This window comes from Sphingopyxis sp. PET50 (assembly GCF_025244705.1).
Taxonomy (GTDB): domain Bacteria; phylum Pseudomonadota; class Alphaproteobacteria; order Sphingomonadales; family Sphingomonadaceae; genus Sphingopyxis.
The window spans coordinates 286898-313633 of record NZ_CP104207.1; the positions used below are offsets into that span (position 1 = coordinate 286898).

22 protein-coding genes and 3 pseudogenes are annotated in these 26736 nt (G+C 65.9%); 11 read left to right on the forward strand and 14 right to left on the reverse strand.

Features of this window, described 5'->3' with window-relative positions; translation table 11 throughout:
- Positions 1-26: 26 nt before the first annotated feature.
- Positions 27-3593: pseudogene (mfd, locus tag N0A20_RS01630) on the reverse strand (transcription-repair coupling factor); the annotation flags it as partial.
- A complete protein-coding gene (locus tag N0A20_RS01635) occupies positions 3590-3850 on the reverse strand; it encodes a succinate dehydrogenase assembly factor 2 (RefSeq protein ID WP_260582298.1) in 261 nt (86 codons plus the stop codon). The gene N0A20_RS01635 and the pseudogene mfd, both read right to left, overlap by 4 nt.
- 182 nt (positions 3851-4032) lie before the next feature.
- Between N0A20_RS01635 and recG the strand changes: the two are divergent.
- Positions 4033-6095 (forward strand): annotated as a pseudogene (recG, locus tag N0A20_RS01640) (ATP-dependent DNA helicase RecG).
- 149 nt (positions 6096-6244) lie between these two features.
- Here recG and N0A20_RS01645 read toward each other — a convergent pair.
- Both N0A20_RS01645 and tyrS read right to left on the reverse strand, forming a co-directional pair.
- Entirely contained in the window at positions 6245-6583 is a 339-nt protein-coding gene (locus N0A20_RS01645) for a PilZ domain-containing protein (protein ID WP_260582299.1), read from the reverse strand.
- A gap of 75 nt (positions 6584-6658) precedes the next feature.
- Positions 6659-7885: a tyrosine--tRNA ligase gene (gene tyrS / locus N0A20_RS01650; protein ID WP_260582300.1), complete on the reverse strand. Its 1227-nt coding sequence runs from the start codon at positions 7883-7885 to the stop codon at positions 6659-6661.
- A gap of 81 nt (positions 7886-7966) precedes the next feature.
- Between tyrS and N0A20_RS01655 the strand changes: the two genes are divergently transcribed.
- The 3 genes from N0A20_RS01655 to N0A20_RS01665 all read left to right on the forward strand — a co-directional run bounded on the left by N0A20_RS01655 (position 7967) and on the right by N0A20_RS01665 (position 11073).
- A complete protein-coding gene (locus tag N0A20_RS01655) occupies positions 7967-8494 on the forward strand; it encodes a DOMON-like domain-containing protein (RefSeq protein WP_260582301.1) in 528 nt (175 codons plus the stop codon).
- Positions 8491-9699, forward strand: coding sequence for a DUF1343 domain-containing protein (locus N0A20_RS01660; protein ID WP_260582302.1), 1209 nt, complete (start codon positions 8491-8493; stop codon positions 9697-9699). Before N0A20_RS01655 ends, N0A20_RS01660 begins: the two co-directional genes overlap by 4 nt.
- Positions 9700-9828: 129 nt before the next feature.
- Positions 9829-11073, forward strand: coding sequence for a M24 family metallopeptidase (locus tag N0A20_RS01665; RefSeq protein WP_260583983.1), 1245 nt, complete (start codon positions 9829-9831; stop codon positions 11071-11073).
- Positions 11074-11201: 128 nt separating this feature from the next.
- On the opposite strand, the pseudogene N0A20_RS01670 reads toward N0A20_RS01665, so the two are convergent.
- The 4 genes and pseudogenes from N0A20_RS01670 to N0A20_RS01685 form a co-directional block, all read right to left on the reverse strand.
- A pseudogene (locus tag N0A20_RS01670) lies at positions 11202-12051 on the reverse strand (DUF817 domain-containing protein); the annotation flags it as partial.
- Positions 12044-12850: a lipid II flippase Amj family protein gene (locus N0A20_RS01675; RefSeq protein ID WP_260582303.1), complete on the reverse strand. Its 807-nt coding sequence runs from the start codon at positions 12848-12850 to the stop codon at positions 12044-12046. The gene N0A20_RS01675 and the pseudogene N0A20_RS01670, both read right to left, overlap by 8 nt.
- Before the next feature lie 155 nt (positions 12851-13005).
- Entirely contained in the window at positions 13006-14184 is a 1179-nt protein-coding gene (locus N0A20_RS01680; protein WP_260582304.1) for a vWA domain-containing protein, read from the reverse strand.
- A gap of 270 nt (positions 14185-14454) precedes the next feature.
- Complete coding sequence (locus N0A20_RS01685) at positions 14455-15024, reverse strand: hypothetical protein (protein ID WP_260582305.1); 570 nt, start codon at positions 15022-15024, stop codon at positions 14455-14457.
- A gap of 205 nt (positions 15025-15229) precedes the next feature.
- On the opposite strand from N0A20_RS01685, the gene N0A20_RS01690 reads away from it, so the two are divergent.
- From N0A20_RS01690 to N0A20_RS01720, 7 genes are all read left to right on the forward strand, one after another.
- Positions 15230-15622, forward strand: a complete 393-nt coding sequence (locus N0A20_RS01690) for a transcriptional regulator (protein ID WP_409574712.1) — start codon at positions 15230-15232, stop codon at positions 15620-15622.
- Positions 15529-16182 carry a hypothetical protein gene (locus N0A20_RS01695; protein WP_260582306.1) on the forward strand — a complete coding sequence of 218 codons (654 nt, stop codon included), beginning with the start codon at positions 15529-15531 and terminating at the stop codon, positions 16180-16182. Before N0A20_RS01690 ends, N0A20_RS01695 begins: the two co-directional genes overlap by 94 nt.
- 316 nt (positions 16183-16498) lie before the next feature.
- Complete coding sequence (locus tag N0A20_RS01700; protein WP_260582307.1) at positions 16499-17020, forward strand: polysaccharide deacetylase family protein; 522 nt, start codon at positions 16499-16501, stop codon at positions 17018-17020.
- The gene (locus N0A20_RS01705; protein ID WP_260582308.1) at positions 17017-17796 is read left to right on the forward strand and encodes a formyltransferase family protein; all 780 of its coding nucleotides are present in this window, start codon (positions 17017-17019) and stop codon (positions 17794-17796) included. Before N0A20_RS01700 ends, N0A20_RS01705 begins: the two co-directional genes overlap by 4 nt.
- A 291-nt stretch (positions 17797-18087) precedes the next feature.
- Positions 18088-18387 carry a PspC domain-containing protein gene (locus tag N0A20_RS01710; protein WP_260582309.1) on the forward strand — a complete coding sequence of 100 codons (300 nt, stop codon included), beginning with the start codon at positions 18088-18090 and terminating at the stop codon, positions 18385-18387.
- Positions 18388-18641: 254 nt separating this feature from the next.
- Positions 18642-19313 (forward strand): DUF6975 family protein, encoded by a 672-nt coding sequence (locus tag N0A20_RS01715; protein ID WP_260582310.1) that lies wholly within the window; start codon positions 18642-18644, stop codon positions 19311-19313.
- A 163-nt stretch (positions 19314-19476) separates the two neighbouring features.
- Positions 19477-20322, forward strand: coding sequence for an AAA family ATPase (locus tag N0A20_RS01720; RefSeq protein ID WP_260582311.1), 846 nt, complete (start codon positions 19477-19479; stop codon positions 20320-20322).
- Between the two features lie 161 nt (positions 20323-20483).
- Here the strand turns inward: N0A20_RS01720 and N0A20_RS01725 are convergent, their stop codons facing one another.
- The 6 genes from N0A20_RS01725 to N0A20_RS01750 all read right to left on the reverse strand — a co-directional run bounded on the left by N0A20_RS01725 (position 20484) and on the right by N0A20_RS01750 (position 26663).
- Entirely contained in the window at positions 20484-21659 is a 1176-nt protein-coding gene (locus N0A20_RS01725; RefSeq protein ID WP_260582312.1) for a methyl-accepting chemotaxis protein, read from the reverse strand.
- Between the two features lie 70 nt (positions 21660-21729).
- On the reverse strand, positions 21730-21882 hold the full coding sequence (locus N0A20_RS01730; RefSeq protein WP_260582313.1) for a hypothetical protein: 153 nt from the start codon (positions 21880-21882) through the stop codon (positions 21730-21732).
- Between the two features lie 426 nt (positions 21883-22308).
- The gene (gene rpoD, locus N0A20_RS01735) at positions 22309-24330 is read right to left on the reverse strand and encodes an RNA polymerase sigma factor RpoD (protein WP_260582316.1); all 2022 of its coding nucleotides are present in this window, start codon (positions 24328-24330) and stop codon (positions 22309-22311) included.
- Positions 24331-24365: 35 nt separating this feature from the next.
- Positions 24366-26249 carry a DNA primase gene (gene dnaG, locus N0A20_RS01740; protein ID WP_260582317.1) on the reverse strand — a complete coding sequence of 628 codons (1884 nt, stop codon included), beginning with the start codon at positions 26247-26249 and terminating at the stop codon, positions 24366-24368.
- Entirely contained in the window at positions 26249-26524 is a 276-nt protein-coding gene (locus N0A20_RS01745; RefSeq protein ID WP_260583985.1) for an endonuclease domain-containing protein, read from the reverse strand. Before N0A20_RS01745 ends, dnaG begins: the two co-directional genes overlap by 1 nt.
- Entirely contained in the window at positions 26448-26663 is a 216-nt protein-coding gene (locus N0A20_RS01750; protein WP_312846586.1) for a DUF559 domain-containing protein, read from the reverse strand. Before N0A20_RS01750 ends, N0A20_RS01745 begins: the two co-directional genes overlap by 77 nt.
- Between the last annotated feature and the right edge of the window lie 73 nt (positions 26664-26736).

The window sequence follows — 26736 nt, forward strand, 5'->3', positions numbered from 1 at the left end:
ACGCTGGTTTTTCAGGCCGCCTGCCGCGCCAGCTTGCCCAACCCCTTCGACAACTGCAGCGCGCCGTTCAGCCGTGCGCCGGTGCTGGCCCAATCGCCGCTGACCGACAGCCGATGGTCCGGGCGGATGCGCGCGCGGCCCTTCAGCCGCTCGACATAGGCGATGAGGCCCGGCACGTTGGCGAACTCGTCGCCATGGAAGCTGACGAGCGCGCCCTTGGTGCCGACGTCGAGCTTGGCGATCCCGGCCAGCTTCGCGCTGGCCTTGATCTCCATCAGCTGGATCAGGTTCGCCGTCTCGGGCGGCAGCGGGCCAAAGCGGTCGATCATTTCGGCCGCGAAACCGTCGAGTGCGGCGCGGTCCTCGGCTTCGTTGAGGCGGCGATAGAGCGCCATGCGCAGCGGCAGGTCGGGGACATAATCCTCCGGAATCAGGATCGGCGCGTCGATGGTGATCACCGGCGACAGCGCCTCGCGCGGCGGCGCGGCGCCCATGCTTGTCGCCTTGGCGACGAGGATCGCCTCCTCCAGCATCGACTGGTAGAGTTCGAAGCCGACCTCGCGGATATGCCCCGACTGCTCGTCGCCGACGAGATTGCCCGCGCCGCGAATGTCGAGGTCGTGGCTTGCCAGCTGGAAACCCGCGCCCAATGTATCGAGATCGCCGAGCAGCTTCAGCCGCTTTTCGGCGGTGTCGGTGATGGCGCCGCCTTCGGGCGTCGTCAGATAGGCATAGGCGCGCGTCTTTGACCGCCCGACGCGGCCGCGCAACTGATAAAGCTGGGCAAGGCCGAAACGGTCGGCGCGGTGGACGACCAGCGTATTGGCACTCGGTATGTCGAGACCCGATTCGACGATCGTGGTCGAGACGAGAATGTCATATTTGCGGTCATAGAAGGCGCTCATCCGCTCTTCGACCTCGCCTGGCGCCATCTGGCCATGCGCGACCACATATTTGACCTCCGGGACGCGGGTGCGCAGATATTCCTCGATATCGGGCAGGTCCTTGATCCGCGGGGTGACAAAGAAGCTCTGTCCGCCGCGATCATGTTCGCGCAGCAAGGCTTCGCGGATCACGACCGGATCCCACGGCGCGACATAGGTCCGCACCGCGAGCCGGTCGACCGGCGGAGTCTGGATGACGCTGAGTTCGCGGAGGCCCGACATCGCCATCTGCAAGGTGCGCGGGATCGGCGTCGCGGTCAGCGTCAGGACGTGGACGTCGGTCTTGAGCTGCTTCAGCCGCTCCTTGTGGACGACGCCGAAGCGCTGTTCCTCGTCGACGATCACCAGCCCCAGCCGGTTGAACTCGACCGATTTTGCGATCACCGCATGGGTGCCGACGACGATGTCGATCTGGCCGCTCGCGAGCCCGTCGCGCGTCCTCTGCGCCTCGGCGGCGGGGACGAGGCGCGACAGGCGCCCGATCTCGATCGGGAAACCTTTGAAGCGCTCGACGAAATTGCTGTAATGCTGGCGCGCGAGCAAGGTGGTCGGGCACACGATCGCGACCTGCATCCCCGCCATCGCCGCGACGAAGGCGGCGCGCAGTGCCACCTCGGTCTTGCCGAAACCGACGTCGCCGCAGACGAGCCGGTCCATCGGGCGCCCCGAGGCGAGGTCGGCGAGCACGTCGCCGATCGCGCGGTCCTGATCGTCGGTTTCCTGATAGGGAAAGCGGTCGACGAAAGCGGGATAGGCGGCATCGGCCGCGAGCACCTCGCCCGGACGGAGCGCGCGCGCCGCCGCGGTCGCGAGCAGTTCGCCCGCAATCTCGCGGATGCGTTCCTTCATCCGTGCCTTGCGGCGCTGCCAGGCCTCGCCGCCGAGCTTGTCGAGCGCGACGCCCTCGCTCTCGCCGCCGTAGCGCGAGAGGACGTCGAGATTCTCCACCGGGACGTAGAGCTTGTCGCCGCCCGCGTAGGTCAGCGCGACGCAATCGTGCGGGCTGTTGCCCACCGGGATCGAGGTCAGCCCCTCATAGCGGCCGATGCCATGGTCGAGGTGAACGACGAGATCACCGACGCTGAGCGTCGCGAGTTCAGCGAGAAAGGCATCGGCGCTCTTGCGGCTCTTCTGCCGCCGGACGAGCCGTTCGCCGAGGATGTCCTGCTCGGTGAGCAGGCTGATCGCGTCCGAGGCGAAGCCATGGTCGAGCGGGAGGACGATAAGCGCGACGATGCCTGTCCCCCTCCCGCTTGCGGGAGGGGCTAGGGGGGGCTTGTTTCGTCGGCGCGCTCTGCAGCAGGCCTTCCCCCGCCCCCTCCCGCAAGCGGGAGGGGAGAAGAGACACCCAGCGCTTCCTGCCACGTCTCGGCCTGAACCAGCCCCGTGACGCCATGGTCGCGGAGCAGACCCGACAGGCGTTCGCGCGCGCCGCCGGAATAGCTCGCGATGATCGTCTTGCGGCCCTTGCGGCGCTCGTCCGACAGATGGTCGGCGACCTTGTCATAGACGTTGAGGTCGGCCGTTCGCTCGGGCGTGAAATCGCGCGCCGCAAAGCTTGCGAGGTCGATCACGGATGCCGCTCGGCGGCACGTCGAACGGCGTTACCACATGCACGGGCCGCGCCCGCTCCGCCGCGCCCCATTCGTCCGCCGTCAGGTACAGCGTTTCGGGCGCAAGCGGGCGATAGCTGCCCGCCTGCTCACGTTCGGCCGCGACGCGGTTGGCATGATAGTCGCGGATCGCATCGAAGCGCGTTTCGGCGGTCGCGTCGGTGCGGTGGCCGCGCAGCACCGGCGTCGCGGCGTCGATATGGTCGAACAGCGTCGCCAGCCGTTCCTCGAACAGCGGCAGCCAATGGTCCATGCCCGCCTGCCGTCGGCCCTCGCTGACCGCCTGATACAGCGGATCGCCGGTCGCCTGCGCGCCAAAGATTTCGCGATAGCTCGACCGGAAGCGCTTGATCGTGTCCTGATCGAGCAGGGTTTCGGTGGCGGGCAGCAATTGCAGCGCCTTGGCGGGGCCAAGGCTGCGCTGGTCGGCGGGATCGAAACGCCGGATGCTCTCGATCTCATCACCGAAGAAATCGACGCGCAGCCCCGCATCTTCGCCCGCCGGAAAAAGATCGACCAGACCCCCGCGCACCGCGAATTCGCCCTGATCGGCCACGGTATCGACGCGGCTGAAGCCATTGGCGACAAGCAGATCGGCGAGCGCGTCGCGGTCGATCCGCTGCCCCGTTGCGAGCGTCGTCGCAAGCTGGCGGATGCGGAATGGCGTCAACGTGCGCTGCGTGATCGCCGCGACCGTGGTCAGGATCAGTTCGCCGCGTTTCGGTGGCGCCTGCAACGCCGACAGCGTCGCCAGCCGGTCGGCGCTGACGCGCATCGACGGGCCGGCGCGATCGTAAGGAAGGCAATCCCATGCCGGAAAGCGGTGGACGATCAGGTCGGGCGCAAAGAAGGGCGCTGTGTCGGCCAGCGCCTGCATCGCGGCATCGTCGGTCGCTATATAGACGAGCCTTTTGTCGCTCGCCCGCGCCAGGTCGGCGAGCAGCAGCGGCAGGAAGCCGTCTGCCGCGCGCGCCAGCGTCAGCGGCGCCCCGGCGCGCGCGATGGCGGCGAAAATGTCGGCGGCGGGGCGCGTCATGGCAGCGGGATATAGTCCAGCCGGCGCATCGCCGCGATCAGCGGCGGATTGTCGAGATGGGCTGGCGGATGGCCGGTGCCAAGCGCCCAGGCCATGATCTCGACGTCGTCCTCTTCGCAGACGGTTTCAAACCACGCGACCTCGGTCTCGCCCCATTCGGCCGCGTAGCGATCGAAAAAGCCGCCGATCATATAATCGGCCTCGCGCGTGCCGCGATGCCAGGCACGGAATTTCAGGCGTTTCAGGCGGTCTTGCATGACGGTTCTTCTTGAACGGAGCGGTAAGGTGTTGACGGACTTTCCCCATCCCGTTCGCATCGAGCCCTTCGACTGCCTTGGCAGGCGCTCAGGGTATACCTAACGGCCGAGATGGCTTGCCTTCGGGGTGTCTCGACTTCGCTCGACACGAACGGAGAGACGAGGCTAGACACGCCCTAGCGATGCGACCCGAGATACTCAATCCGCTCTTTGCCGCGCTGACCGACCTGAAAGGCGTCGGACCGCAGCTTGCCAAGCCGCTCACGCGGCTGGGGCTGGAGCGGGTGGTCGACGTGCTGTTTCACCTGCCGACGGGGCTGGTGCAGCGCTATCCGGTGGACCGGCTCGATCAGGCGCAGGTGGGGCAGCAGATCATCGTGACGCTGACCGCGCGGGATTATCGCCCGGGCCGGTCCCCGCGCGCGCCCTTTGGCGTCGAGGCCTTCGACGGCGCGGGCGATCATGTCCGGCTCGTCTATTTCGGCCGCACCGCGGGGCTCGCCAAAAAGCTGTTTCCGCTCGGCGAAGCGCGGCAGGTTTCGGGACGGCTCGACGCCTATGGCGACATGCGCCAGATCGTCCACCCCGACCATGTCGGCGAGCCGGGCCAAGGGGATATAGCGACAAGCGAGGCGGTCTATCCGCTGACCGAGGGGCTGACCAATGCGCGGCTGAACCAGCTGGTCGAGATCGCGCTCGAACGGCGGCCGGACCTCGCCGAATGGATCGACGGACCCTTGCTGACGACGCGCGGCTGGCCGGCATGGGGGAGGCGCTGACCCGCGCCCACGCCAGCCCGCACGATGCCGCGGCACGCGACCGGCTCGCCTATGACGAGATTTTCGCGAGCCAGGTCGCGCTGATGCTGATCCGCGAAGGGCTGCGCGCGCGAAAGGGCAGGGCGATCGCCGGTGACGGGCGGCTTGCCGATGCACTGAAACTTCCCTTCGGGCTGACCGGCGCGCAGGAACGCGTCGGGCGCGAGATCGCGGGCGACATGGCACAGGACCGCCCGATGCTGCGCATGCTGCAGGGCGACGTCGGATCGGGCAAGACGCTCGTCGCGCTGCGGGCGATGTTGACGGCGGTCGAGGCGGGGACGCAGGCGGCCCTGCTCGCGCCCACCGAAATCCTCGCGCGCCAGCATTTTTCGACGTTGCAGCATATGCTCGGCGGTCTGCCGCTCAACATCGCGATCCTGACCGGGCGCGACAAGGGCCGGGCGCGCGAATCGACGCTGATGGGACTCGCCGACGGCAGCATCGACATCCTCGTCGGTACGCACGCGATCTTCCAGGAGGCCGTAAGCTATCGCGACCTGGCGCTGGTCGTGGTCGACGAGCAGCACCGTTTCGGCGTCGCGCAACGGCTGATGCTGACCGACAAGGGCGCGCGGCCGCCGCACCTGCTGGTGATGACCGCGACGCCGATCCCGCGCACGCTTCTTCTGGCCAATCATGGCGAGATGGACGTGTCGCGGCTCGACGAGATGCCGCCCGGGCGTACGCCGGTCGATACGCGCGTCGTGTCGGTCGAGCGGCTCGACGAGGTGGTGGGCGGGCTGGAGCGTCACCTGGCACGCGGGGCGCAGGCCTATTGGGTGTGTCCGCTGGTCGCCGAGAGCGAGGTCAGCGAACTGGCGGCCGCCGAGGAACGCGCGGCGCTGCTGCGCGCCCGGCTGGGCGAGGATCGCGTGGGGCTGGTGCATGGCCGGATGAAGGGCGCCGACAAGGATGCGGTGATGGCGCGCTTTCAGGCGGGCGAGATCGGCGTTCTCGTCGCGACCACGGTGATCGAGGTCGGGGTCGATGTCCCCGCCGCCAGCCTTATGATCGTCGAACATGCGGAAAATTTCGGACTGGCGCAGTTGCATCAGCTGCGCGGGCGGGTCGGGCGTGGTTCAGCGAAATCGGTGTGTTTGCTGTTGCGATCCCTGAATCTGTCGGAGACGGCGCGCGAGCGGCTGGCGCTGATGCGCGAAACGAACGACGGTTTCCTGATCGCCGAAAAGGATCTCGAACTGCGCGGCGGCGGCGAACTGCTGGGGCTCAAGCAGTCGGGGGACGCCGATTACCGGGTGGCGACGCCGGAACAACTGGTGCGGTTGCTCCCGGTGGCGCACGACGATGCACGGATGTTCGTCGAACGCGACGGCGGCATCGAAGGCGTCCGCGGCGAAGCGGTGCGGCTGTGCCTTTATCTGTTCGAGCGCGACGCGGCGGTGCCGCTGCTCAGGAGCGGCTGAACCACTAGCGCAGTTCGTGCCGAGCTTGTCGAAGCACCGTCCTTCTCTCTTCCAAGGCTGAAAGAAAGAACAGCCCTTCGACAAGGCTCTCCCGAGCGCCTGCAAGGCAGTCGAGGTGCTCAGGGCGAACGGATTTTGAATATTAGCGGTTAGACGTCGCCGCGCGCGCCCATCGCGCGGATCATCGGCAGATAATCCTCGACCGCGATCATCTTTTCGAACTGAACGCCGGTCTTTCCGGCGAGCGACCAGATCACTTTCGCCGCGATACGGCCGATGATCGGCATACGGAATACCACCATGTCGCCGACTTCGAGCCCGCGCTCGTATCGCATCAGCAGGCCGTCGGCGCTGATGTTGACGCAGGTGCACATTTCCTGCGCGCCGTCGGGCAGCAGGAAGGGCAGGCGGCAATAGACGTCGCTGCGCGGCGCGAGGCGCTGGTCGAGGCCGACATAATGGGCCTTGTGGGTGTCGATCTTCCGCATATGCAAACCCTTGCTGGTCGAGCGGGCACGTTCGCCCCGATTCACCTAAGAAGTGGTAAACGCCGCGGCAGGACGTTAGCGGGTGACAAGGCCGTGCTTTTTCGCGCCCAGGCTGACGGGCACCGGATCGGCGGCGGGCGCGATGACATGGTTCGGGTCTCGGATCACCGCGCCGTCGACCTTGACCGCGCCCTCTTCGAGCTTGCGCCGCGCCTCCTTGTTCGAGGCGACGAAGCCGAGTTCGCGTAGCGCATCGAGGATGCGAAGTCCTTCGGCGGGCGCGACCGCCTGCGGCAAATCGCCGCCAATCTGGCCTTTTTCAAAGGTTTGCACCGCAGTTTCGGCGGCCGTGCGCGCGGCTTCCTCGCCGCGGCACAGCGCGGTGGCGGCGTCGGCGAGGATTTTCTTGGCGCTGTTGATCTCGGCGCCCTCGAGTGCTTCGAGGCGTGCGATCTCGTCGAGCGGCAGGTCGGTGAACAGCTTCAGGAACCGGCCGACGTCGCGGTCGTCGCTGTTGCGCCAGAACTGCCAATAGTCAAAATGGGACAGTTGTTCGGGATTGAGCCAGACCGCCCCGGCGGCGGTTTTGCCCATTTTTGTGCCCGCGGCGGTGGTCAGCAGCGGCGTCGTCAGCCCGAACAGATCGGCACCGTCCATGCGGCGCCCCAGCTCCATCCCGTTGACGATATTGCCCCACTGGTCCGATCCGCCCATCTGCAACCGCACGCCCATCGTCTTCGACAGGTGGCGGAAATCATAGCCCTGCAGGATCATGTAGTTGAATTCGAGGAAGGTCATCGGCTGTTCGCGCTCGAGCCGCAGCCTGACCGAATCGAAGGTCATCATGCGGTTGATCGTGAAGTGGGTGCCGACCTCCTGGAGCAGTTCGATATAGCCGAGCTTGCCGAGCCAGTCCTGATTGTCGACCATGACCGCGTCGGTCGGACCGTCGCCGAAGGTCAGGAAGCGCTGGAAGATGCTGAAGATCGACGCGATGTTCGCGGCGATCGTCTCGTCCGACAGCATCTTGCGGCTTTCGTCGCGGCCCGTCGGGTCCCCGATCCGCGTCGTCCCGCCGCCCATCAGCACGATCGGCTTGTGCCCCGTCTGCTGCAGGCGGCGCAGCATCATGATCTGAACGAGGCTGCCGACATGGAGCGAGGGCGCGGTCGCGTCGAAGCCGATATAGGCGGGCACGATCTGCTGCGCGGCGAGGGTATCGAGCCCTTCGGCGTCGGTCACCTGGTGGATGTAGCCGCGGGCGTCGAGCACGCGGAGCAGGTCGGATTTGTAACTGGTCATGACGCGCGGGCGCTTAGCATGGGTGCGGCATTCCTAAAACCCGTCATTCCCGCTCCATCGCGATTGGGCTAGGGACGCACCATGCTGCTTACCTGCCATCCCGACACTCCCTGTTCCACCGACCTGTTCATCTCGGTCGATGCAATCCGCAACCGGCCGGAACTTCTCTACCTGCGCTTCATCATCGACGGCGACATGGACAAGATCGTCATGCCGCCGCGGCGCACGCTCGGCCGGACGGACGGGCTGTGGCAAACGACCTGCTGCGAGGCGTTTCTGAAGCCCGAGGGGCGCCGCGACTATCTGGAATTCAACCTGTCGCCGTCGACCGCATGGGCATCATACCAGTTCGACGATTATCGTGCGGGAATGCGGGAGGCCGATGCAGCCCCCAATTTCGATCGCGTCGGCGGCATTTTTCAGGCGATGTTCGATTTCACGGACCAGCCGGACCTGCACGATGCCGCCTGGCGTGTCGGCCTTTCGGTCGTGATCGAGGAAAAGGGCGGCACCAAAAGCTATTGGGCGCTCGCGCATCCGCCCGGCAAGCCCGACTTCCATCATCCCGATTGCTTTGCGCTGACGCTTGGGGCACCCCCCGCGGCATGACTGTCCTCTTCGGTATCGACCGCTTGCTCGCCGACCCTGCGCTTCGCAAACCGCTGGAAGGGAAGCGTGTCGCGCTGCTCGCGCATCCGGCCTCGGTCACCGCCGACCTGACCCACAGCCTCGACGCGCTCGTCGCAGCCGGGATCAATGTCACGGCGGTGTTCGGGCCGCAGCATGGCGTGCGCGGCGACCTGCAGGACAATATGATGGAGTCGCCCGACTTCAGCGACCCGACATACGGAATGCCGGTGTTCAGCCTCTATGGCGAGGTGCGGCGGCCGTCGGGCCAGTCGATGCACACCTTCGACGTGATGCTGGTCGACCTGCAGGATCTGGGCTGCCGCATCTACACCTATGTCACCACCTTGCTTTATGTGCTCGAAGCGGCGGCCGAGCATGGCAAGGCGGTATGGGTGCTTGACCGCCCGAACCCCGCGGGGCGGCCGGTCGAAGGGACATTGCTGCAGGCGGGCTGGGAAAGCTTCGTCGGCGCCGGGCCGATGGTGATGCGCCACGGGCTGACGATGGGCGAGATGGGGCGCTGGTTCGTCCGCCACTTCGGGCTCGATGTCGATTATCGCGTGATCGAAATGGACGGCTGGCAGCCCGATGGCCCCGGCTTTGGCTGGCCGATGGAGCGCGTCTGGATCAACCCGAGCCCCAATGCCGCGAACCTCAACATGGCGCGCGCCTACGCCGGGACGGTGATGGTCGAGGGCGCGACCTTAAGCGAAGGTCGCGGTACCACGCGCCCGCTCGAACTGTTTGGCGCCCCCGACATCGACGCGAAGGCGGTGATTGCCGAAATGCACCGCCTCGCGCCCGACTGGTTGGTGGGGTGCAAGCTGCGCGACATCTGGTTCCAGCCAACCTTCCACAAACATGCGGGTCAGCTCAACAACGGCATCCATATCCATGCCGAGGGCGCTTGGTATGATCATGCCGCCTTCCGTCCGTGGCGCGTCCAGGCGCTGGGGTTCAAGGCGATCCGCTCGCTCTGGCCCGACTATCCGATCTGGCGCGGCAAGGATTTCAAATATGAATATACCGACGATGTGCTGGCGATCGACGTGATCAACGGCGGCACGGGCCTGCGCGAGTGGGTCGACGATGCGGGCGCCGAGGCGGGTGATCTCGATGCGCTCGCTTTGCCCGACGAGGCGGCGTGGCAGGAAACCGTGGAAGAGTTGCTGCTGTATCGTTAGCGCGGTGGGGGATATTCCCATGCCGTTCGTCCTGAGCTTGTCGAAGGACCGTTCTTCCTATCAAAGGTTGCAGAAGAAATACGGCCCTTCGACAAGCTCAGGGCAAACGGAGAAGGGAAAGTGAGCGTGATGCAGCGGCGGCAATTTCTGGGCAGTGCGGCGCTGACCGGGATGGCGGCCGCGTTGCCGTCATCGGTGTTCGCCGCCGATACGGCGGGTCTGCCCAACCTCGCCGCCGGGGCGGTGTCGATCGGCAAGGACGAGCGCATGGCGCGGATCGCCAAGGCGAAGGAACTGATGGCCGCGAACGATATCGGCGCGCTGCTGATCGAGCCGGGATCGAGCCTCGTCTATTTCACCGGGGTGCAGTGGTGGCGCAGCGAGCGGCTGACCGCCGCGGTGCTGACCCGCGAGGGCGAGGCGGCGATCGTCACGCCCTTTTTCGAGGAACCGTCGGTGCGTGAGAGCCCGGGCATCGAAGCCGAGGTTCTGACATGGAACGAGGACGAGAATCCGCTGGCGGCGGTTGCGGCGTGGCTCGGCAAGCGCGGGCTGGCAAAGGGGCGGATCGGGGTCGAGGAAACGGTGCGTTATTTCGCGGTCGACGGACTGCAAAAGGCGATGCCGGGGGCGACGGTGGTCAATGGCGCGCCGGTGGTGCGCGGGTGCCGGATGCACAAGTCGGCGGCCGAAATCGCGCTGATGCAGATCGCCAACGACATTACCATCGCGGCTTATCGCCACACCGCGCCGCGGATCGAGGCGGGGATGACGCCCGCCGACATCGGCGCGATCATGCGCGCCGCGACGGCGGCGCTGGGCGGGCAGAGCGAATTCGAACTGATCCTGCTCGGCGAGGCAAGCGCCTATCCGCACGGCAGCGGCAAGCCGCAGGCGGTGCGCGAGGGCGAGGTGGTGCTGATGGATTGCGGCGCGACGGTGCATGGCTATCAGTCCGATATTTCGCGGACGTTCGTCTATGGCAAGGCGAGCGCGCGGCAGCGGCAGGTGTGGGACCAGATGCGCAAGGGGCAGGACGTCGCTTTCGCCGCGGCGAAGCTCGGCACGCCGGCGGGCAAGGTCGACGATGCGGTGCGCGCCTGGTACGAAAGCCTCGGCTGGGGGCCGGGGTACAAGTTGCCCGGCACATCGCACCGCACGGGCCATGGCATCGGGCTCGACGGGCACGAGCCGGTCAATCTCGTGCGCGGCGAACCGACCAGGCTCGCGCCGGGCATGTGCTTCTCGAACGAGCCGGGCATCTATATTCCCGGCGAGTTCGGGATCCGGCTCGAGGATTGTTTCTACATGACCGAGACGGGGCCGAAATGGTTCAGTATGCCGTCGCCGTCGATCGACCAGCCTTTCGGCTGAATCCCCCTCCCTAAAAGGGAGGGGTTAGGGGTGGGTTTGGCGAGCGACGCTCGCCGTTCTTCCTTTGGCCACGGTTCAAGGCATCGACCCACCCCCGGCCCCTCCCCTTTCAGGGAGGGGAGTAAAGGCTGATCCGGGGCCTTCGGCCGCTGGACGAGGCTGACCAGGACGAAGGATATGATCATCAGCAGATACCAGCTGCCGAGTTTCTCGACACCGACCATGTGCCAGCCGTGGTTCTGGCTGGGATAGGTCCAGGCGCGGGCGAAGGTGCCGATATTCTCCGCGAACCAGATGAAGAGGGCGACCATGGCCCAGCCGAGGAGCAGCGGCATCCGGCGGTGGATGTGGAGCGGGCGGAACCAGACCTGGCAGCGCCAGAAGAGCAAAGCCGTTGCGGCGAACAGGAACCAGCGGATGTCATAGAGCCAATGGTGGGCGAAGAAATTGACGTAGATCGCGGCGGCGAGCACATAGCTGGTCCAGGCCGCATGGATAGAAGGTGTAGCGGAAATCGAAGATGCGCCAGACGCGCGCGATATAGCTGCCCACCGCGGCATACATGAAGCCCGAGAAGAGCGGCACCGCGCCGATGTGGAGCAGGCTCGCTTCGGGATATTGCCACGACCCGGCGGCGGTCTTGAACAATTCCATCACCGTGCCGACGATGTGGAAGATCAGGATGACGATCGCTTCCTTCGGCGTCTCCAGCCGGAATGCCAGCATACCGAACTGGATCAGGATGGCGCCGATGGTGATCGCGTCATAGCGGTGCAGCGGCGCATTCTCCGGCCAGAAGAGATGCGCGCCGAGCAGCAGCGCGAGCATCAAGGCGCCGAACAGGCAGGCCCAGCCCTGCTTGAAGCCGAAGACGAGGAATTCGAGGAACCAGCCGCGCGGTCCCGGTTCGACCGCCATCGCCTCCAGCCGGGCGCGGACGGCGTGGAAGCGGCTGTGGCCGCGTCCGGGTTCAGACATGCACGGCGACCCAGGCGATCAGAATCGCGGCGGGCAGCAGCAACGCCTGCGCGAGGATCGTGCCGGCGAGGCGGCTCAGCGAGATGAAGGTGATCGCACGGCGGAAATCGGCCTCGTCGACCTTTCCTTCTACCGCGTCGTCGGTCATCACCGACAGCTGCGGGTCGATGAAGGCGAAGAGCAGGATCGTCGCGAAGCCGTTGATCAGCGCCGACAGCTGCGACGCGGTGACGCGAAATTCGGGGGCGAGATAGCCGGCGTAGAGCGAGGCGACGACGCCGACCGCGAGCAAGGATTGCGCGAGGCAGTTCGCGACCAGCACGCCCCAGCCGATGCCCTTGGGCATTTTCCAGCCCTTGAGATGGGCGAGGCTCGGAATCGTCAGCGACTGGCGCAGGGTACGCAGCCCGCTGGGGCTGACCGCCTTGATCGCGAGCTTCGTTGTCGATCGGTTATTCTGGTACCAGCCGATCGCCGCCGCGAACATGCGCTGTCCGGTGGGGACGAGCAGGATGCCGGCCAGCGTCGCGATGCTCGCGGCGGCGAGGACGAACTGCATGTCGATGAACAGCGACGCGCCGCTGCCGTCGTGGATGCGCGTCTCGATGCGTTTGGCGAGGAAGGGGCCGAGGAAGCTGTTCGAGGTGCGCGAGAAGAGCACGAGGATATTGAACAGCGCGAAGGACATGGCGATCCGCCGCGTCCGCACCCCGGCGATGCGCGCGGCGTAAGCAAGGGCGCCGATCAGATTGATGAAGCCGGTGAGCAGGAGGATGGTGATGAGGGGGAGGTCGAACATGGGAACTCGATATCAGATTCCCGTCTCCCCGAGCGAAGACGAGGGGCTAGGCCGAGCGAAGCCGAGGCAGCGACCTTGCGGGTTCTCGCTTCGCTCGAACGGGCCCCTCGTCTTCGCTCGGGGAGACGGATGCTTTGCCTTTTATATGGTTGGCGTCAATGCTTGCGCGTCAACTCGCGCATCGCGTCGTCGAGGCCCCCGAGCGTCAGCGGGTACATGCGGTCGTTCATCAACTGTTTGATCAGCTTGACCGACTGGGTGTAGCCCCAATGCTGCTCGGGCACCGGGTTCAGCCACACCGCGGCGGGATAGACATGGGTGATGCGCTGCAGCCAGACCGCGCCCGATTCCTCGTTGAAATGTTCGACGCTACCGCCCGGATGGGTGATTTCATAGGCGCTCATCGACGCGTCGCCGACGAAGATCACCTTGTAGTCATGGCCATATTTGTGGAGGATGTCCCACATCTGGTGGCGTTCGGACCAGCGGCGCTTGTTGTCCTTCCACACGCCCTCGTATGGGCAATTGTGGAAGTAGAAGAATTCGAGATTCTTGAATTCGCTCGTCGCGGCGCTGAACAATTCCTCGCACAGCTTGATGAAGGGATCCATCGACCCGCCGACGTCGAGGAACAGCAACAGCTTGACCGCATTACGCCGCTCGGGCCGCATCCGGATGTCGAGCCAGCCCTGGCGCGCGGTGCCGTCGATCGTGCCGGGAATGTCGAGCTCGTCGGCCGCGCCCTCGCGCGCGAATTTGCGCAGGCGGCGGAGCGCGATCTTGATGTTGCGGGTGCCGAGTTCCTTGGTGTTGTCGAGATTGGCGAACTCGCGCTTTTCCCAGACCTTCAGCGCGCGCTTGTGCTTGCTTTCGCCGCCGATCCGCACGCCCTCGGGGTTGTAGCCCGAATTGCCGAAGGGCGAGGTGCCGCCGGTGCCGATCCACTTGCTGCCGCCCTCGTGGCGCTTCTGCTGTTCCTCGAGCCGCTGCTTCAGCGTCTCCATGATCTTGTCCCAGTCGCCGAGCGATTCGATCGCGGCTATTTCCTCGGGGGTCAGGAATTTCTCGGCGACCGCCTTCAGCCAGTCGGCGGGGACATCGACGGGGTTCTGGCCATAATCGGTGAGCAGGCCCTTGAAGACCTTGTTGAACACCTGGTCGAAGCGGTCGAGATGCCCCTCGTCCTTCACATAGATGGCGCGGCTGAGGTAATAGAATTGCTCGGGGCTGCGGTCGATCGCCTCGCGGTCGAGCGCCTCCAGGAGCAGCAGATGCTCCTTCATGCTCACGGGAATGCCCGCGGTGCGGAGTTCTTCGAGAAAGCCGAACAGCATGGGTCAGGGGTACCCTGTCACCGGGGAGGACGCAACCGCTTTACGTAAACGGAAAGTGTTGGCGCTTGAGCAAGCGCGCGTGGCGGAAAATTGCGAAACTTCATTCGCAAATCGCGGCTGCGCATCGGATCGCCCGCCGCATGGAGCCCCAAAAGCCCCGCATGCACACGCCCGAACCGGGGCCTTTGTCGCCTTCAATCCGTGCGCGCGGGGGCATCGGGGGGGATCGGCACCGTCCGCTTCGCACTCCATAGCAGCTCAGCCGATAATTTACCCCGGACCCTCGCCCCGGCCCGCAGCGCGAAACAGTGCCGCCGACGCCAGCCATAGGGCGGCGAAAAATCCGCTGATCGCCAGCACGCCCCACGCGCCCATCGGCTCGACCCGCGCGGTCGAGGGGGCGGTCGCGATGACGAGGCCGAGCAGCATCTGCACGATCGCGACGCCCAGCATCGCCCGCGCCATGCCGCGCGCGCGAAACTCGGCGGCAAAACCGCCCACCGCCGCCGCGAGCACCAGCAGGAAGAAGCCGAGGTTGGCCGGATTGTCCTCGCTGCCGACGATGCCCACCGCGACGTTGATCCACACGAGCAGAAAGGCCGCAGCCACCGCCAGCGCGGCGCCGGCACGATATGCCAAGCTCGTCGAGAGCCGCCCGGCGAATTCATAGAGCAGCAACGCGCCCCCGATCATGAATGCAGCGAACAGGAAATCGCTGCCGGTCCAGTTCCACGCGTCGCCGATATGCATCATGATCAACGGCACCGTCAGCAGCGCCGCCGCGGCGCTCCATCGCGCCACCCGCCACCGGTTCGAGCGCGCTCCGACTTCGTCCACCATTCGCTTGCCTCCTTTGCCATTTGCGGCTTTACAGTGGCGCACCGGACGATGACGGGCATGAGCAACATCTGAGATTTCGCTGAAAAATGGCCCCGCACCAGTTCCATTTCGATCCTTTCACCGTCGATGCGCACGACCGCTGCGGCTGTGCCGTGACGGCATCCCGCTCGAGATCAGCAACCGCTATTTCGACGCGCTCGCGCTGTTGCTCCGCGAGAAGGGGCGGCTGGTGACCAAGGATCGCTTCATGGACGAGGTCTGGCGCGGCGTGCCGGTCACCGACGAAGCGCTGACCCAGTGCATCCGCGCGCTGCGCCGCGTGCTGAGCGACGATGCTGGGCGGCCGCGCTTTATCGAGACGGTGCCGAAGCATGGCTATCGCTTCATCGGGTCGATCGAAACCGCCGGAACGCCCCTGGCTCGGCGCCCCGTCGACGGACCGCCGCCGGAACGCCCTGCTGCTCGCGCGGCGCCGCGACGATCGGGGGCGGGATCGCCGGTATCATGGGCGGGCTCTTCTATGGACTCAGCGTCGATCTGCAGGCGATGCGGCCCGCGCTGGGTGCGACATCGGTGCTCTTCGTCCTGCTCGCGATGAACATGCTCGTCGGGCTGGCCGGCGGCATCGGCATAGGTCTGGGAATCGCAGCGGCCGACTATGCGCCGACCCGCCGCTGGCACTGGAGCCTGTTGGGCGGTGCCGTCGGCGGACTGCTCGTCGGCGGCCTAACCGAACTCGTCGGGCTCGACGCCTTCAACCTGCTCCTGGGCCGGTCGCCGGGCAATATCACCGGTGCGGCCGAAGGCGCGTTCCTCGGCGCGGCGGTGGGGCTGGCGGTGTGGACGGCGCGGCGGCGCGAGTGCAGCCTGGCGCAAAGCGCCGCCATCGGCGGTTTGACCACGGGCCTCGCGGGCTTGCTGATCCCGCTCCTCGGCGGAACCTTGTTCGCGGGCAGCCTCGATCGCCTCCTGACGCAGTTTCCAGACGCCCGCTTCCGGCTCGATGCGATCGGCCGGCTGTTCGGCGAAACCGGCTTCGGCCCGGTCAGCCGGGTCGCGACGGCGGGGATCGAGGGGCTGCTGTTCGGCGTCTGCCTACTGGCCGCGATGTTTTTCTGTTGGCATGGCGCGGTCCGCGCGGCAGGCGGCGCGCGATGAGTTTCGCCGAAACCGCCGCCGAAGCCTGGGCCCCCGTTCGCGGTTGGCTAGGCGCGAGCGCGAAGCACGGCCCGCGCGGCGCGGATCCGGCTGGAGGCGATGCGGCAGGGCCCGGCGACCGCCCCCTTTGTCCGCTGCCTCTATGCCCATGCCGTCTTCCCCGACACCGTCCCGACCTTCCGTGCCTTCCTCCGCACCGCCAAGCAGGAGGGCGAATTCGTCGACACGGCGACGCTGCGCGCGATCATCAGGGACGGCAAGCCGTCCGACGGCCGCTTCTTTCACCTGAGCTTCGACGACGGTTTCGCCAGCGTCTATGAAGCCGCGCGGCCCGGTGATGGAGGAGGAGCGCGTCCCCTACACGATGTTCGTCGCGACCGACCTGATCGACGCCGATCCCGAGACGCTGAACAGCTATTTTGCGCATATGCCCGCCTATCGCGCGCGCGTACGCACGCTCGACTGGGGTCAGGCGAAGGCCGCCGCCGAAGGGATCGGCGAGATCGGCTGCCACACGCGCACCCATGCGCGGCTGTCGCAAATCTCGGGCGACCCCGCGCGCCTGACCGACGAAATCGCGGGCGCCAGGGCGATTATCGAGCGCCATGTCGGCCAGACGTGCGACAGCTTCGCCTGGCCCTATGGCACCGCGAGCGACATCGACGCCGCGGGCCGCGCGGCGATCGCCGATGCCGGCTTCACCAGCAATTTCAGCGCGGTGCGCGGCGCGGTGCAGCCCGGCACGACCGACGTCATGAACATCCCGCGCCACCAGCTCGAATTTCACTGGCCGCTCCACGAACTGATGGTCTGGGCGCGAGGGTTTCGCGAGCCATGACGCTGCGCGTCGTCCTGATGACCAGCGGCCCGGTCGGCGGCGCGGGCGCGGTGCTCGATCGGCTGACCCGCATGCCCGAGGTCGAGATCGCCTGTCTGATCGTCTCCGAGACGATCGTCGCGAAGCGCAGCCGCAAGAAGATGCTGCAAAAGGTCTGGAAGATCGGCCTGCTCGGCGCATTGAACGGCGTGCGCATCCGCAAATGGTTCGGCCACAATATGACCATCGACGCGCGCGAAGTGGCGAAGGCGCACGGCATTCCGATCGTCACCGTGCCGCGCGTCAACTGCGACGAGACCGTCGCCGCGCTCCGGCAATATGCCCCCGACCTCGGCATCTCGACCGGCAACAGCTACATCGCCTCGCGCGTCTTCACTGTGCCGCGCGAGGGTTTCATCAATTTCCACGGCGAACTGCTGCCCGAATATCCCGGCGCGCAGAGCGTCATCTGGCCGATCTATTTCGGGCGGACGCAGACCGGCTATACGATCCACCGCATCGACAAGGGCATCGACACCGGCGACGTGCTCTACAAGCGCGCGGTCGACATCGACTTCCAGCCGAAGCTGGCCGACACGATCCGCCGCACCAACGACAAGGTGCGCGAGGAACTGCCCGAGGCCTTTGCCGCGCTGTTGTCCGACTGGGACGCCCATGCCGCTGCGGCAACCAGCCAGAAGGCCGAGCGCCATTTCACCACCCCGACCTTCCGCGAATATCTGCGCATCGAGCGCAACAACAAGCGGCTCTGGCGCGAAAGCCTTCGCGGGAGCTGATTGCTGCGCCGCACAAATATTTTCGCCAGCCCCTTAAAATCTTCATCTTTCACCGCCACATAGCGGCCGGACGGACGTCGGACGGCCTTCAGCCGCCGTTCAGGCACCGACCGGTAAATGGCGAATATTCCCAAACGATGGGAATGGATTCGAACCAGGAAGACGAAAGAAAGCCGGGTCGGATCCGGAAACCCCAGCAAAACCGGCAAAGACAAAAATTGGCACGCCCGTTGCTTAGCGACGGGCAGAAACGCGGGGCGGAACCCGCGGCCATCAGGAAAGACGAAAAAAATGGACAACGACACCACCAATCTCTTCCGCCGCCGCGATACGATGTTCGGTATCTGCGAGGCCGTGGGCCAGGATTTCGGCTTCAGCCCGACGTGGCTGCGGCTTGCCTTCATCGCGCCGCTCTTCTTCTTCCCGGTGCAGACCTTCGCCGCCTATTTCGGCCTCGGCGCGGTCGTGCTCGCCTCGCGGCTGGTCTTCCCGCGTCAGTCGGCCGCTCCGGCACAGCCCGCTCTGACCCAGGTCGAGGCGGCGGCGGACCGCCCGGCGGAAACGGCGCAGGACCTCGCACTCGCAGCCTGATCGGCGCTGGGCGGGCCCTCCCTCTCCCCCGCGCCCGCCCGCGCCACGACCCGCACGGCCCGAGTCCTCTTCGGACACGCCGTGCCGCAACAGGGACCGGCAAGCATCCCCCGCTTGCCGGTCTCTTTTGTCTCCGCCTGACACAACGCTTGGTCGATTGCCCGCCCCCTCATAAACGCGCTGTTTACGACGTTGCGCTATGACTGGCGGCTGAAGTCCGGCAGCCCATGCTGCCCGCAGGCAAGGAAGACGCGTTGAGCCAGTCGCCCCAGCTCCAGCCGCAGACACGCAACGTCGCCGAAATGCTCGATCTCGCTGGTCGCCGGCTGAGGGCACCGGCGCGCATCGCCACGTGCGCGCCGCGCGGGCTGTCGAACGGACCCGACGCCATGCGCAACCTGGCCGATGCCGTCCATTTCCTCTGCCTGCTCCACGGCCGTCACCCCGGCGTCATCGACCTCGCCGCGCGCAAGGCGGTCGATCCCGTCTCGCGCCAGTGGATGGACGAAGCCGCCGACGCCTTTGCCCAGGAACGCGCCTTCCTGTCGAAAATCGCCGCCGCGGTCGGCCCGGTGCCGAGCACCCAGGGCCAGGACCAGTGCGAGGCCGCGGTCGCGGCGCAGCGCAAGGCGCTCGACATGCTCGCCGAATCGGACCGCCACGGCTGCGCGGTCGGCGCCGCGATCGCGCTGACCCTCGACTGGCGCACGATCCGCGTGCTGCTCGACATCAGCGCGCAGCGGCTCGACATGGCGCCGCCGCGCTGCGCGCTGCCCGACCTGCGCGAGACCGCCCGCCTCGCCGGCGCGGTCGCCGACACCCCCGCCGCCGAACGCGCGCTGGTGTTCGGCGCGCAGCAGCTGATTGCCCAGCACAGCGGCCTGTGGGACCTGCTTGAGGCGCGTGCCGCGAGCCGCACTCACTAAATCGTCGTCCCCGCGCAGGCGGGGACCGCTGGCGGCCTTGCTCAGCACCGTTGCAGAAACCGACGACGGCCCCCGCCTTCGCGGGGGCGACGCTTCGCTTGCACCCTCTCCCTCCCCCCGCTATGCCCCTTGACGTTCACGTTAAGGGAAAGGCTCTCCGCCCATGCGCTTCGAAGGAACCAGCGCCTATATCGCGACCGACGATCTGAAGGTCGCGGTCAACGCCGCGACATTGCTCCGCCGCCCGCTGCTCGTGAAGGGCGAACCCGGCACCGGCAAGACCGTGCTGGCCGAGGAAATCGCGAAAGCCTTCGACGCGCCGCTGATCACCTGGAACATCAAGTCGACGACCAAGGCGCAGCAGGGGCTCTACGAATATGACGCGGTGGCGCGCCTGCGCGACGGCCAGCTTGGCGAAGAGCGCGTCCATGATATCCGCAACTATATCCGCCAGGGCAAATTGTGGGAGGCTTTCACCAGCCCCAAGCTCCCCGTCCTGCTGATCGACGAGATCGACAAGGCCGACATCGAATTCCCGAACGACCTGCTCCAGGAACTCGATCGCATGGCCTTCCACGTCTATGAGACCGACGAGACGATCGTCGCGAAGGAACGCCCGATCGTCGTCATCACCTCGAACAATGAAAAGGAACTGCCCGACGCCTTCCTGCGCCGCTGCTTCTTCCACTACATCAAATTCCCCGACCGCGACACGATGGCGGCGATCGTCGAGGTGCATTTCCCCGGCATCCAGAAGACGCTGGTCAGCCGCGCGATGGATATTTTCTACGAAGTCCGCGACGTTCCCGGCCTCAAGAAAAAGCCCTCGACGAGCGAGCTCATCGACTGGCTGAAACTGCTCCTCGCCGAGGACATGCCGCTCGAAGTGCTCCAGAACCGCGACGTCGGCAAGGCGATCCCGCCGCTCCACGGCGCGTTGCTCAAGAATGAGCAGGATGTGATGCTCTTCGAAAAGCTGGCCTTCATGGCGCGGCGCCAAGGGAGCTGAGCGAAATCGCTCCCGCCCTATGAAGCAACCGTTTCCCCGAGCGAAGACGAGGGGCCCGTTCGAGCGCAGCGAGAACCAGCGACGTCGCTGCCTCGACTTCGCTCGGCATAGCCCCTCGTCTTCGCTCGGGGAAACGGAGTGAAACAGCGTGGGCGCGGGCGCTAAAGCTGGTACGCCACCTCGACATCGCCCCAGCGGCGCCCGTTGATCACCACCGGCATATAGACATTGCGCACCGTGACATAATTGGTGCCGTCGCCTTCCTGGCGATAGACCGCCATGAAGAAGGGCGCATTGCTCTTTTTCGCCGCCTTGTCGGTCTCGTCGAACAGGATGCGGCCGTTGCGGCAATGCGCGGTGTCATGCTCGATATCGCCCGTCGGCGCGCGCGAGCAGTCGGTGATGTGCGTCGGCAGGAATCCGTTCATGTCGCCCGCCGACGACATCTTCACCTCGGGATGGTTGGCGACGATATGGTCGAACAGCGGCCGCCAGTTGACGTCGGCCCAGTCGCACAGCGTGGTGCGGAAACGTTCGGGATTCGACCCCGGCACGCGGACATAATCGGTGTCGAACAATTGCTCCATCGACAGCTCGCCCTTGGCGATGGCGAGTTCGGCGATCGCGACGAACTGGTCGCGCACCCGCGACGCCAGCTCGACCACCGCGGAATCGCGCGGGGACACGCCCGCCGAAATCACCGCATTGAACATGCGGTTGGAGACGCTCTCCATCTTCAGGATCGAATCGCGCGTGCCGTCCAAGGTGGCGCTGTTGTCGCGCACCGACGCGACGACGCGGTCGACCGCCTCGCGCACCTTGGCGCCATTGGCGTGGACCATCGCGCTCGACTGCGCGATGCGGTCGCTCTGGTCGTCGAGCAGCGCGACGAGGTGCGTCGCGTCGTGCAGCGCGTCGGTGATCGTCTCGAACTGCGCCTCGGCGCGGCTCGACTGTTCGACCCCCGACTGGATCTCGGTGACCAGCCCGCTCGCTTCGGTCGCTAGGCTGCCTATGCTGCGGCGGATTTCGTCGGTGGCGCTGCGCGTATTCTGCGCCAGCTTCTTCACCTCGGCGGCGACCACCGCAAAGGTCCGCCCGGCGTCGCCCGCCCGCTCGGCCTCGATCGCGGCGTTGAGCGCGAGCATATTGGTGGTCTTGGCGATCGACTCGATCGACTGGCTGACCTGCTGCACCTGCTCCATCACCGCGGCGAAATTGGTGACATGCGTGCCGAGCCGCGCCACGAGGTCGATGACCGACCGGAATTCGGTGACCGCGGCATTGACGCGCTCGGCGCCGGTGTCGAGCTGTTCGCAGGCACGCGCCGAGAGCAATTTCGCTTCGTCGGTCGAATCCGCGATCTGGCGCTGGTCGGATTCGAGGCTGACGACGAACTCCTCGAGCCTAGCCGAGCTCGACGATCTGCCGATCCATCTGGTCGGTCGACCGCTTGATCCGCCCCGCCGCCTCGCTGCACCCGACGGCAAGCTCGCCACAGTCGCTGGCGACCGACTGGTCGAGGATCGGAGCCGCCGGATTGATGGAATCGAATTTCATTGCGCCACCCACGTCGAATTGATCGCAAAGCTATGACCGACAATGGTTAACGCGGGGTCAATGGGTGGTGGAGACGCCGCTGGGCCGGGAAGGCGGGGCGATGGAAAGGTGGCGGGATCGGGGTGGAAGGCGGACCGTCCTCTATGTCCGTTCGTGTCGAGCGAAGTCGAGACACCCCGAAGGCGCACGCGACCAATGGGTGTCTCGACTTCGCTCGACACGAACGGGATTCATGAGGCGGCTTGATCGCGATTGCCTCGTTTCAGCCCTTCCCGTTCCCCGGCGAAAGCCGGGGTCCAGATGGCGAACGCAGCCTTCTCATGGACCCCGGCTTGCGCCGGGGAACGGCAGGTATCGCCCGATACCCGCCATCCCACCGCCCGAAACCCACAAACAAAAAAGACCCCGCCGAAGCGGGGCCTTGTCTTACTGGTCGAGGAACGACCGCATCTTGCGGCTGCGGCTCGGGTGCTTGAGCTTGCGCAGCGCCTTCGCCTCGATCTGGCGGATGCGTTCGCGGGTCACGCTGAACTGCTGGCCGACTTCCTCGAGCGTGTGATCGGTGTTCATCCCGATGCCGAAACGCATGCGCAGCACGCGCTCCTCGCGCGGGGTAAGCGACGCGAGGACTCGGGTCACCGTTTCCTTGAGGTTCGACTGGACCGCGGCATCGACCGGGATCACCGCATTCTTGTCCTCGATGAAATCGCCGAGGTGGCTGTCTTCCTCGTCGCCGATCGGCGTTTCGAGGCTGATCGGCTCCTTGGCGATCTTCATCACCTTGCGGACCTTTTCGAGCGGCATCGACAGGCGCTCGGCCATTTCCTCCGGCGTCGGCTCGCGGCCGCTTTCGTGGAGGAACTGGCGGCTGCACCGCACCAGCTTGTTGATCGTTTCGATCATATGCACCGGGATGCGGATCGTGCGCGCCTGGTCGGCGATCGAGCGGGTGATCGCCTGGCGGATCCACCAGGTCGCATAGGTGCTGAACTTGTAGCCGCGGCGATACTCGAACTTGTCGACCGCCTTCATCAGGCCGATATTGCCTTCCTGGATCAGGTCGAGGAATTGCAGCCCGCGGTTGGTGTATTTCTTGGCGATCGAGATGACGAGGCGCAGGTTCGCCTCGACCATTTCCTTCTTGGCGATGCGCGCTTCGCGTTCGCCCTTTTGCACCATGTTCACGACGCGGCGGAATTCGGTCAGGCTCATGCCCGCGGCCTGCGCGATTTCGCTGATCTCGATGCGGATACGGTCGACCGCGCCCGCTTCATTCTCGGCGAAAGCCGCCCATTTCTTGTCGAGCTTGCCGACCTCGTCGAGCCAATTCTCTTCGAGCTCGCGGCCGACATAATGGTCGAGGAAGGCCTTACGCGGCACCTTGTGGCGCTCGGCGAGGCGCAGCATCTGGCCGCCCAATGCGGTCAGGCGGCGGTTGTAGCTGTAGAGCTGGTCGACCAGATATTCGATCTTGGTGCCGTGGAACTGCACGCTTTCGACCTGCGCGGTCAGCTCCTCGCGCAGCTTGTGATATTTCTTCTCCGACGCCGACGGGAATTCGTCGCCGCCCGACAGCGAGTCGAGCCGCGCTTCCTGCAGCTTCTGGAACGCCTTGAAGCTCTTGGTGATGTTGGCGAACTTCTCCAGCGCGTCGGGCTTGAGCAATTCCTCCATCGCCGCGAGGCTCAGCGTATTGTCCTCGTCGTCGTCCTCGAAGCTCTCGCGCTTGCCCGACGAGCCTTCGCCGTCCTCGTCGTCGCCGTCGGCGGCGGGTTCTTCCTCGACCTCATCCTCGTCCTTGAACGAGACGCCGGCGTTCTTCTCGCTGATCTCGCCGTCGTCCTCGGCGCCTTCTTCCTCGAGATTTTCGGGCGCCGGGTCCTTCGACAGCATCGCTTCGAGATCGACGATCTCGCGCAGCTGCATGTCGCCGTTGTTGAGCGCGTTCGACCATTCGATGATCGCGTTGAAGGTCAGCGGACTTTCGCAGAGGCCCAGGATCATCGTGTCGCGGCCCGCCTCGATGCGCTTAGCGATCGCGATTTCGCCTTCGCGGCTCAAGAGTTCGACCGCGCCCATTTCGCGCAGATACATGCGAACGGGATCGTCGGTGCGATCGACCGTTTCCTTCTTCTTCTCGATCGCGGGGTTCGACAGCGATCCGGTGCCGGCGCTGACATCGACCTCGTCGTCGGTTTCCTGCTCGGCCTCTTCCTGGACATCCTCGTCGCTCTCGACGATGTTGATGCCCATGTCGGAGATCGCCGACATGATGTCCTCGATCTGCTCGGACGACATTTCGTCCTGCGGCAGCGCCGCATTGAGCTCGTCATAGGTCAGGTAGCCGCGCTTCTTGCCGCGCGCGATCAGCTTTTTGACGTCGGCCTCGTTGAGGTCGATCAGCGGGCCGTCGGTGTCGGCTTCGGTTTCGCTATTCTTGGTGGCCATCTATTCTTCCTGCCTAATGGGGCATCAACGGGTCGTTACTGGCCGCCGCTGTCGGACAACGCGGCCAGGCGGCGGGTCAAGTCTTCGTCCATCGCGCGCAGCTTCTGCTGCCGCGCATGGCCTTCGTCGTCCATCGTGCGCATATAATCCGCGGTCGCCTCGGCAAGCCGGGCACGGATCTCGGGCTGCGTCACGAGCACACCGATATATTCGTCGAGGTCGCGAAGCGCGGTTTCCCGCGCCGCATCGGCCCCATCTTTGCTGTCCAGCCTGCGATTGAACGAAAAGTGCATTCCATCGGCTCTGAGCAATGTCGTCGCCCTATTATACACTTTCATCGGCTCCAATATGGCAAGCAAGCCCTCAGTATCAAGCCCTTCTTGGGCATTTGCCGTGTCAAGCATTATACCGAGCAGTTCGGCATCGACCGGATCGGCGACCGGCAGCCGGCACAGCGCCTCTTCATGGCGGCGCAGCGCGGCGGGGTAGCGCAGCAGCCCGCCGAGCAGCGCGGCGAGCAAGGGGCCGGCGATGCCCGCCTGTCCGATGCTACGCGTCGCATCCCCCGGAGGTTGCAGGCGCGGGTCGGGGCCGAAGCGGCGCTGGCCGCCGCGCGGGGCCTGCGGTGCCCAGGGGACGCGCGGTCCACGCTCGGGCTGTTTGCGCGTGAAGAGCGCGTCGAGCCGTTCGCGGAAGGCTTCGCGATAATGGTGGCGGACGTCGGCGTCGTCGATCGCATCGGCGTGGGCGAGCAGGCGGGTCTTGAGCGCCGCGCGCTCCTCGGGGGTGGCGAGCGGGCCCGCCGCGACCTCGTGCGCCCACAGGCGCTCGACCAAGGGCTGCGCATCCTCAAGGATTTCGCGGAAACCCGCCGCGCCCCGCGCACGGACGATATCGTCGGGGTCCTGTCCGGCGGGCAGCGTCGCGAAGGCAAGGCTGAAACCGGGGCGGAGCAAGGGCAGGGCGCGCATCGCGGCGCGCATCGCGGCTTTCTGCCCGGCGGCATCGCCGTCGAAACAGAGGATGGGGACGGGGACCATCCGCCAGATCAGGCCGAGCTGGTTCTCGGTGAGCGCGGTGCCGAGCGGCGCGACGGCGTCGGCGATGCCCGCCTCGGCGAGCGCGATCACGTCCATATAGCCTTCGACGACGATGATCCGGTTCGTCTGGCGCGAGGCGGGCGAGGCCTTGTCGAGATTGTAGAGGGTGCGGCCCTTGTCGAAGAGCGGCGTGTCGGGTGAGTTCAGATATTTGGGCTCGCCGTCGCCGAGGATGCGTCCGCCGAAGGCGATCACTCGCCCGCGCGCATCGCGGATCGGGATCATCAGCCGGCCGCGGAAGCGGTCGTAAGGCTCCTTGTTGTCGACAGCGATCAGCATGCCCGATTCGACGAGCATCGCGGTCGGGAATTTCCTGAGCGCCTCCTTCAGCGCGCTGCGGCTGTCGGGGGCGAGGCCGAAGCCGAAGGCCTTGCGCGTCGCCTCCGAAATGCCGCGTTTCGTCAGGTAATCGCGCGCGGGGGCGCCGTTGCTGCTGCCGAGTTGCTGGGAGAACCAGTCGGCGGCGGCCTGCGTCACGTCGCGCAGGCTCGCCTGTTCCTCGGCTTTTTTGGCGGCGCGCGGGTCGGGGGCGGGGACTTCCATGCCCGCTTCGGCGGCGAGTTCCTTGACCGCGTCCATGAAGGACAGGCCGCGCTGGTCGGTCATCCAGCGGATCGCATCGCCGTGGGCGCTGCAGCCGAAGCAGTGATAGAAGCCCTTTTCGTCGTTGATCGTGAAGCTGGGGGTCTTTTCGTTGTGGAAGGGGCAGCAGGCTTTGTATTCGCGGCCGGCGCGGGTGATCTTCACCGTGCGGCCGATGAGCGACGACAGGGTGATGCGCGAGCGCAGTTCGTCAAGCCATTGCGGGGTGAGGGTCATCAACTCCCCTCCCGCTTGCGGGAGGGGGCGGGGGAGGGCCTGTTTGAAAGCACTCGCTCGATCTCGGCCACGACGCCCTCGATCCGTTCCAACACATCATTGTTCCAGAAACGGATCACCCGATATCCCTGAACTTGCAAATAGGCCGTGCGCGCTTCGTCTTTCGCTACATCAACCGCGTGCTGCCCGCCATCGACTTCAATGACGAGCTTCTCGGTCCGAGACACGAAATCGCAGATGCAGGGGCCGATGGGAAACTGCCGATTGAAGCGCACGCTCAGCAAGTTTCCGGGCGCTAATATAAGTCCAAAGCTTGCGCTCTGCTTCGGTGGCGTTGTTGCGGAGTTCGCGGGAGCGCTTTGTGGGTCGTTTGTAGCCCTTATCCAACAGGCCCTCCCCCGACCCCTCCCGCAAGCGGGAGGGGAGAATATGCGCTTGCGGCCCGACCAGTTCCCCTCCCGCTTGCGGGAGGGGTTAGGGGAGGACC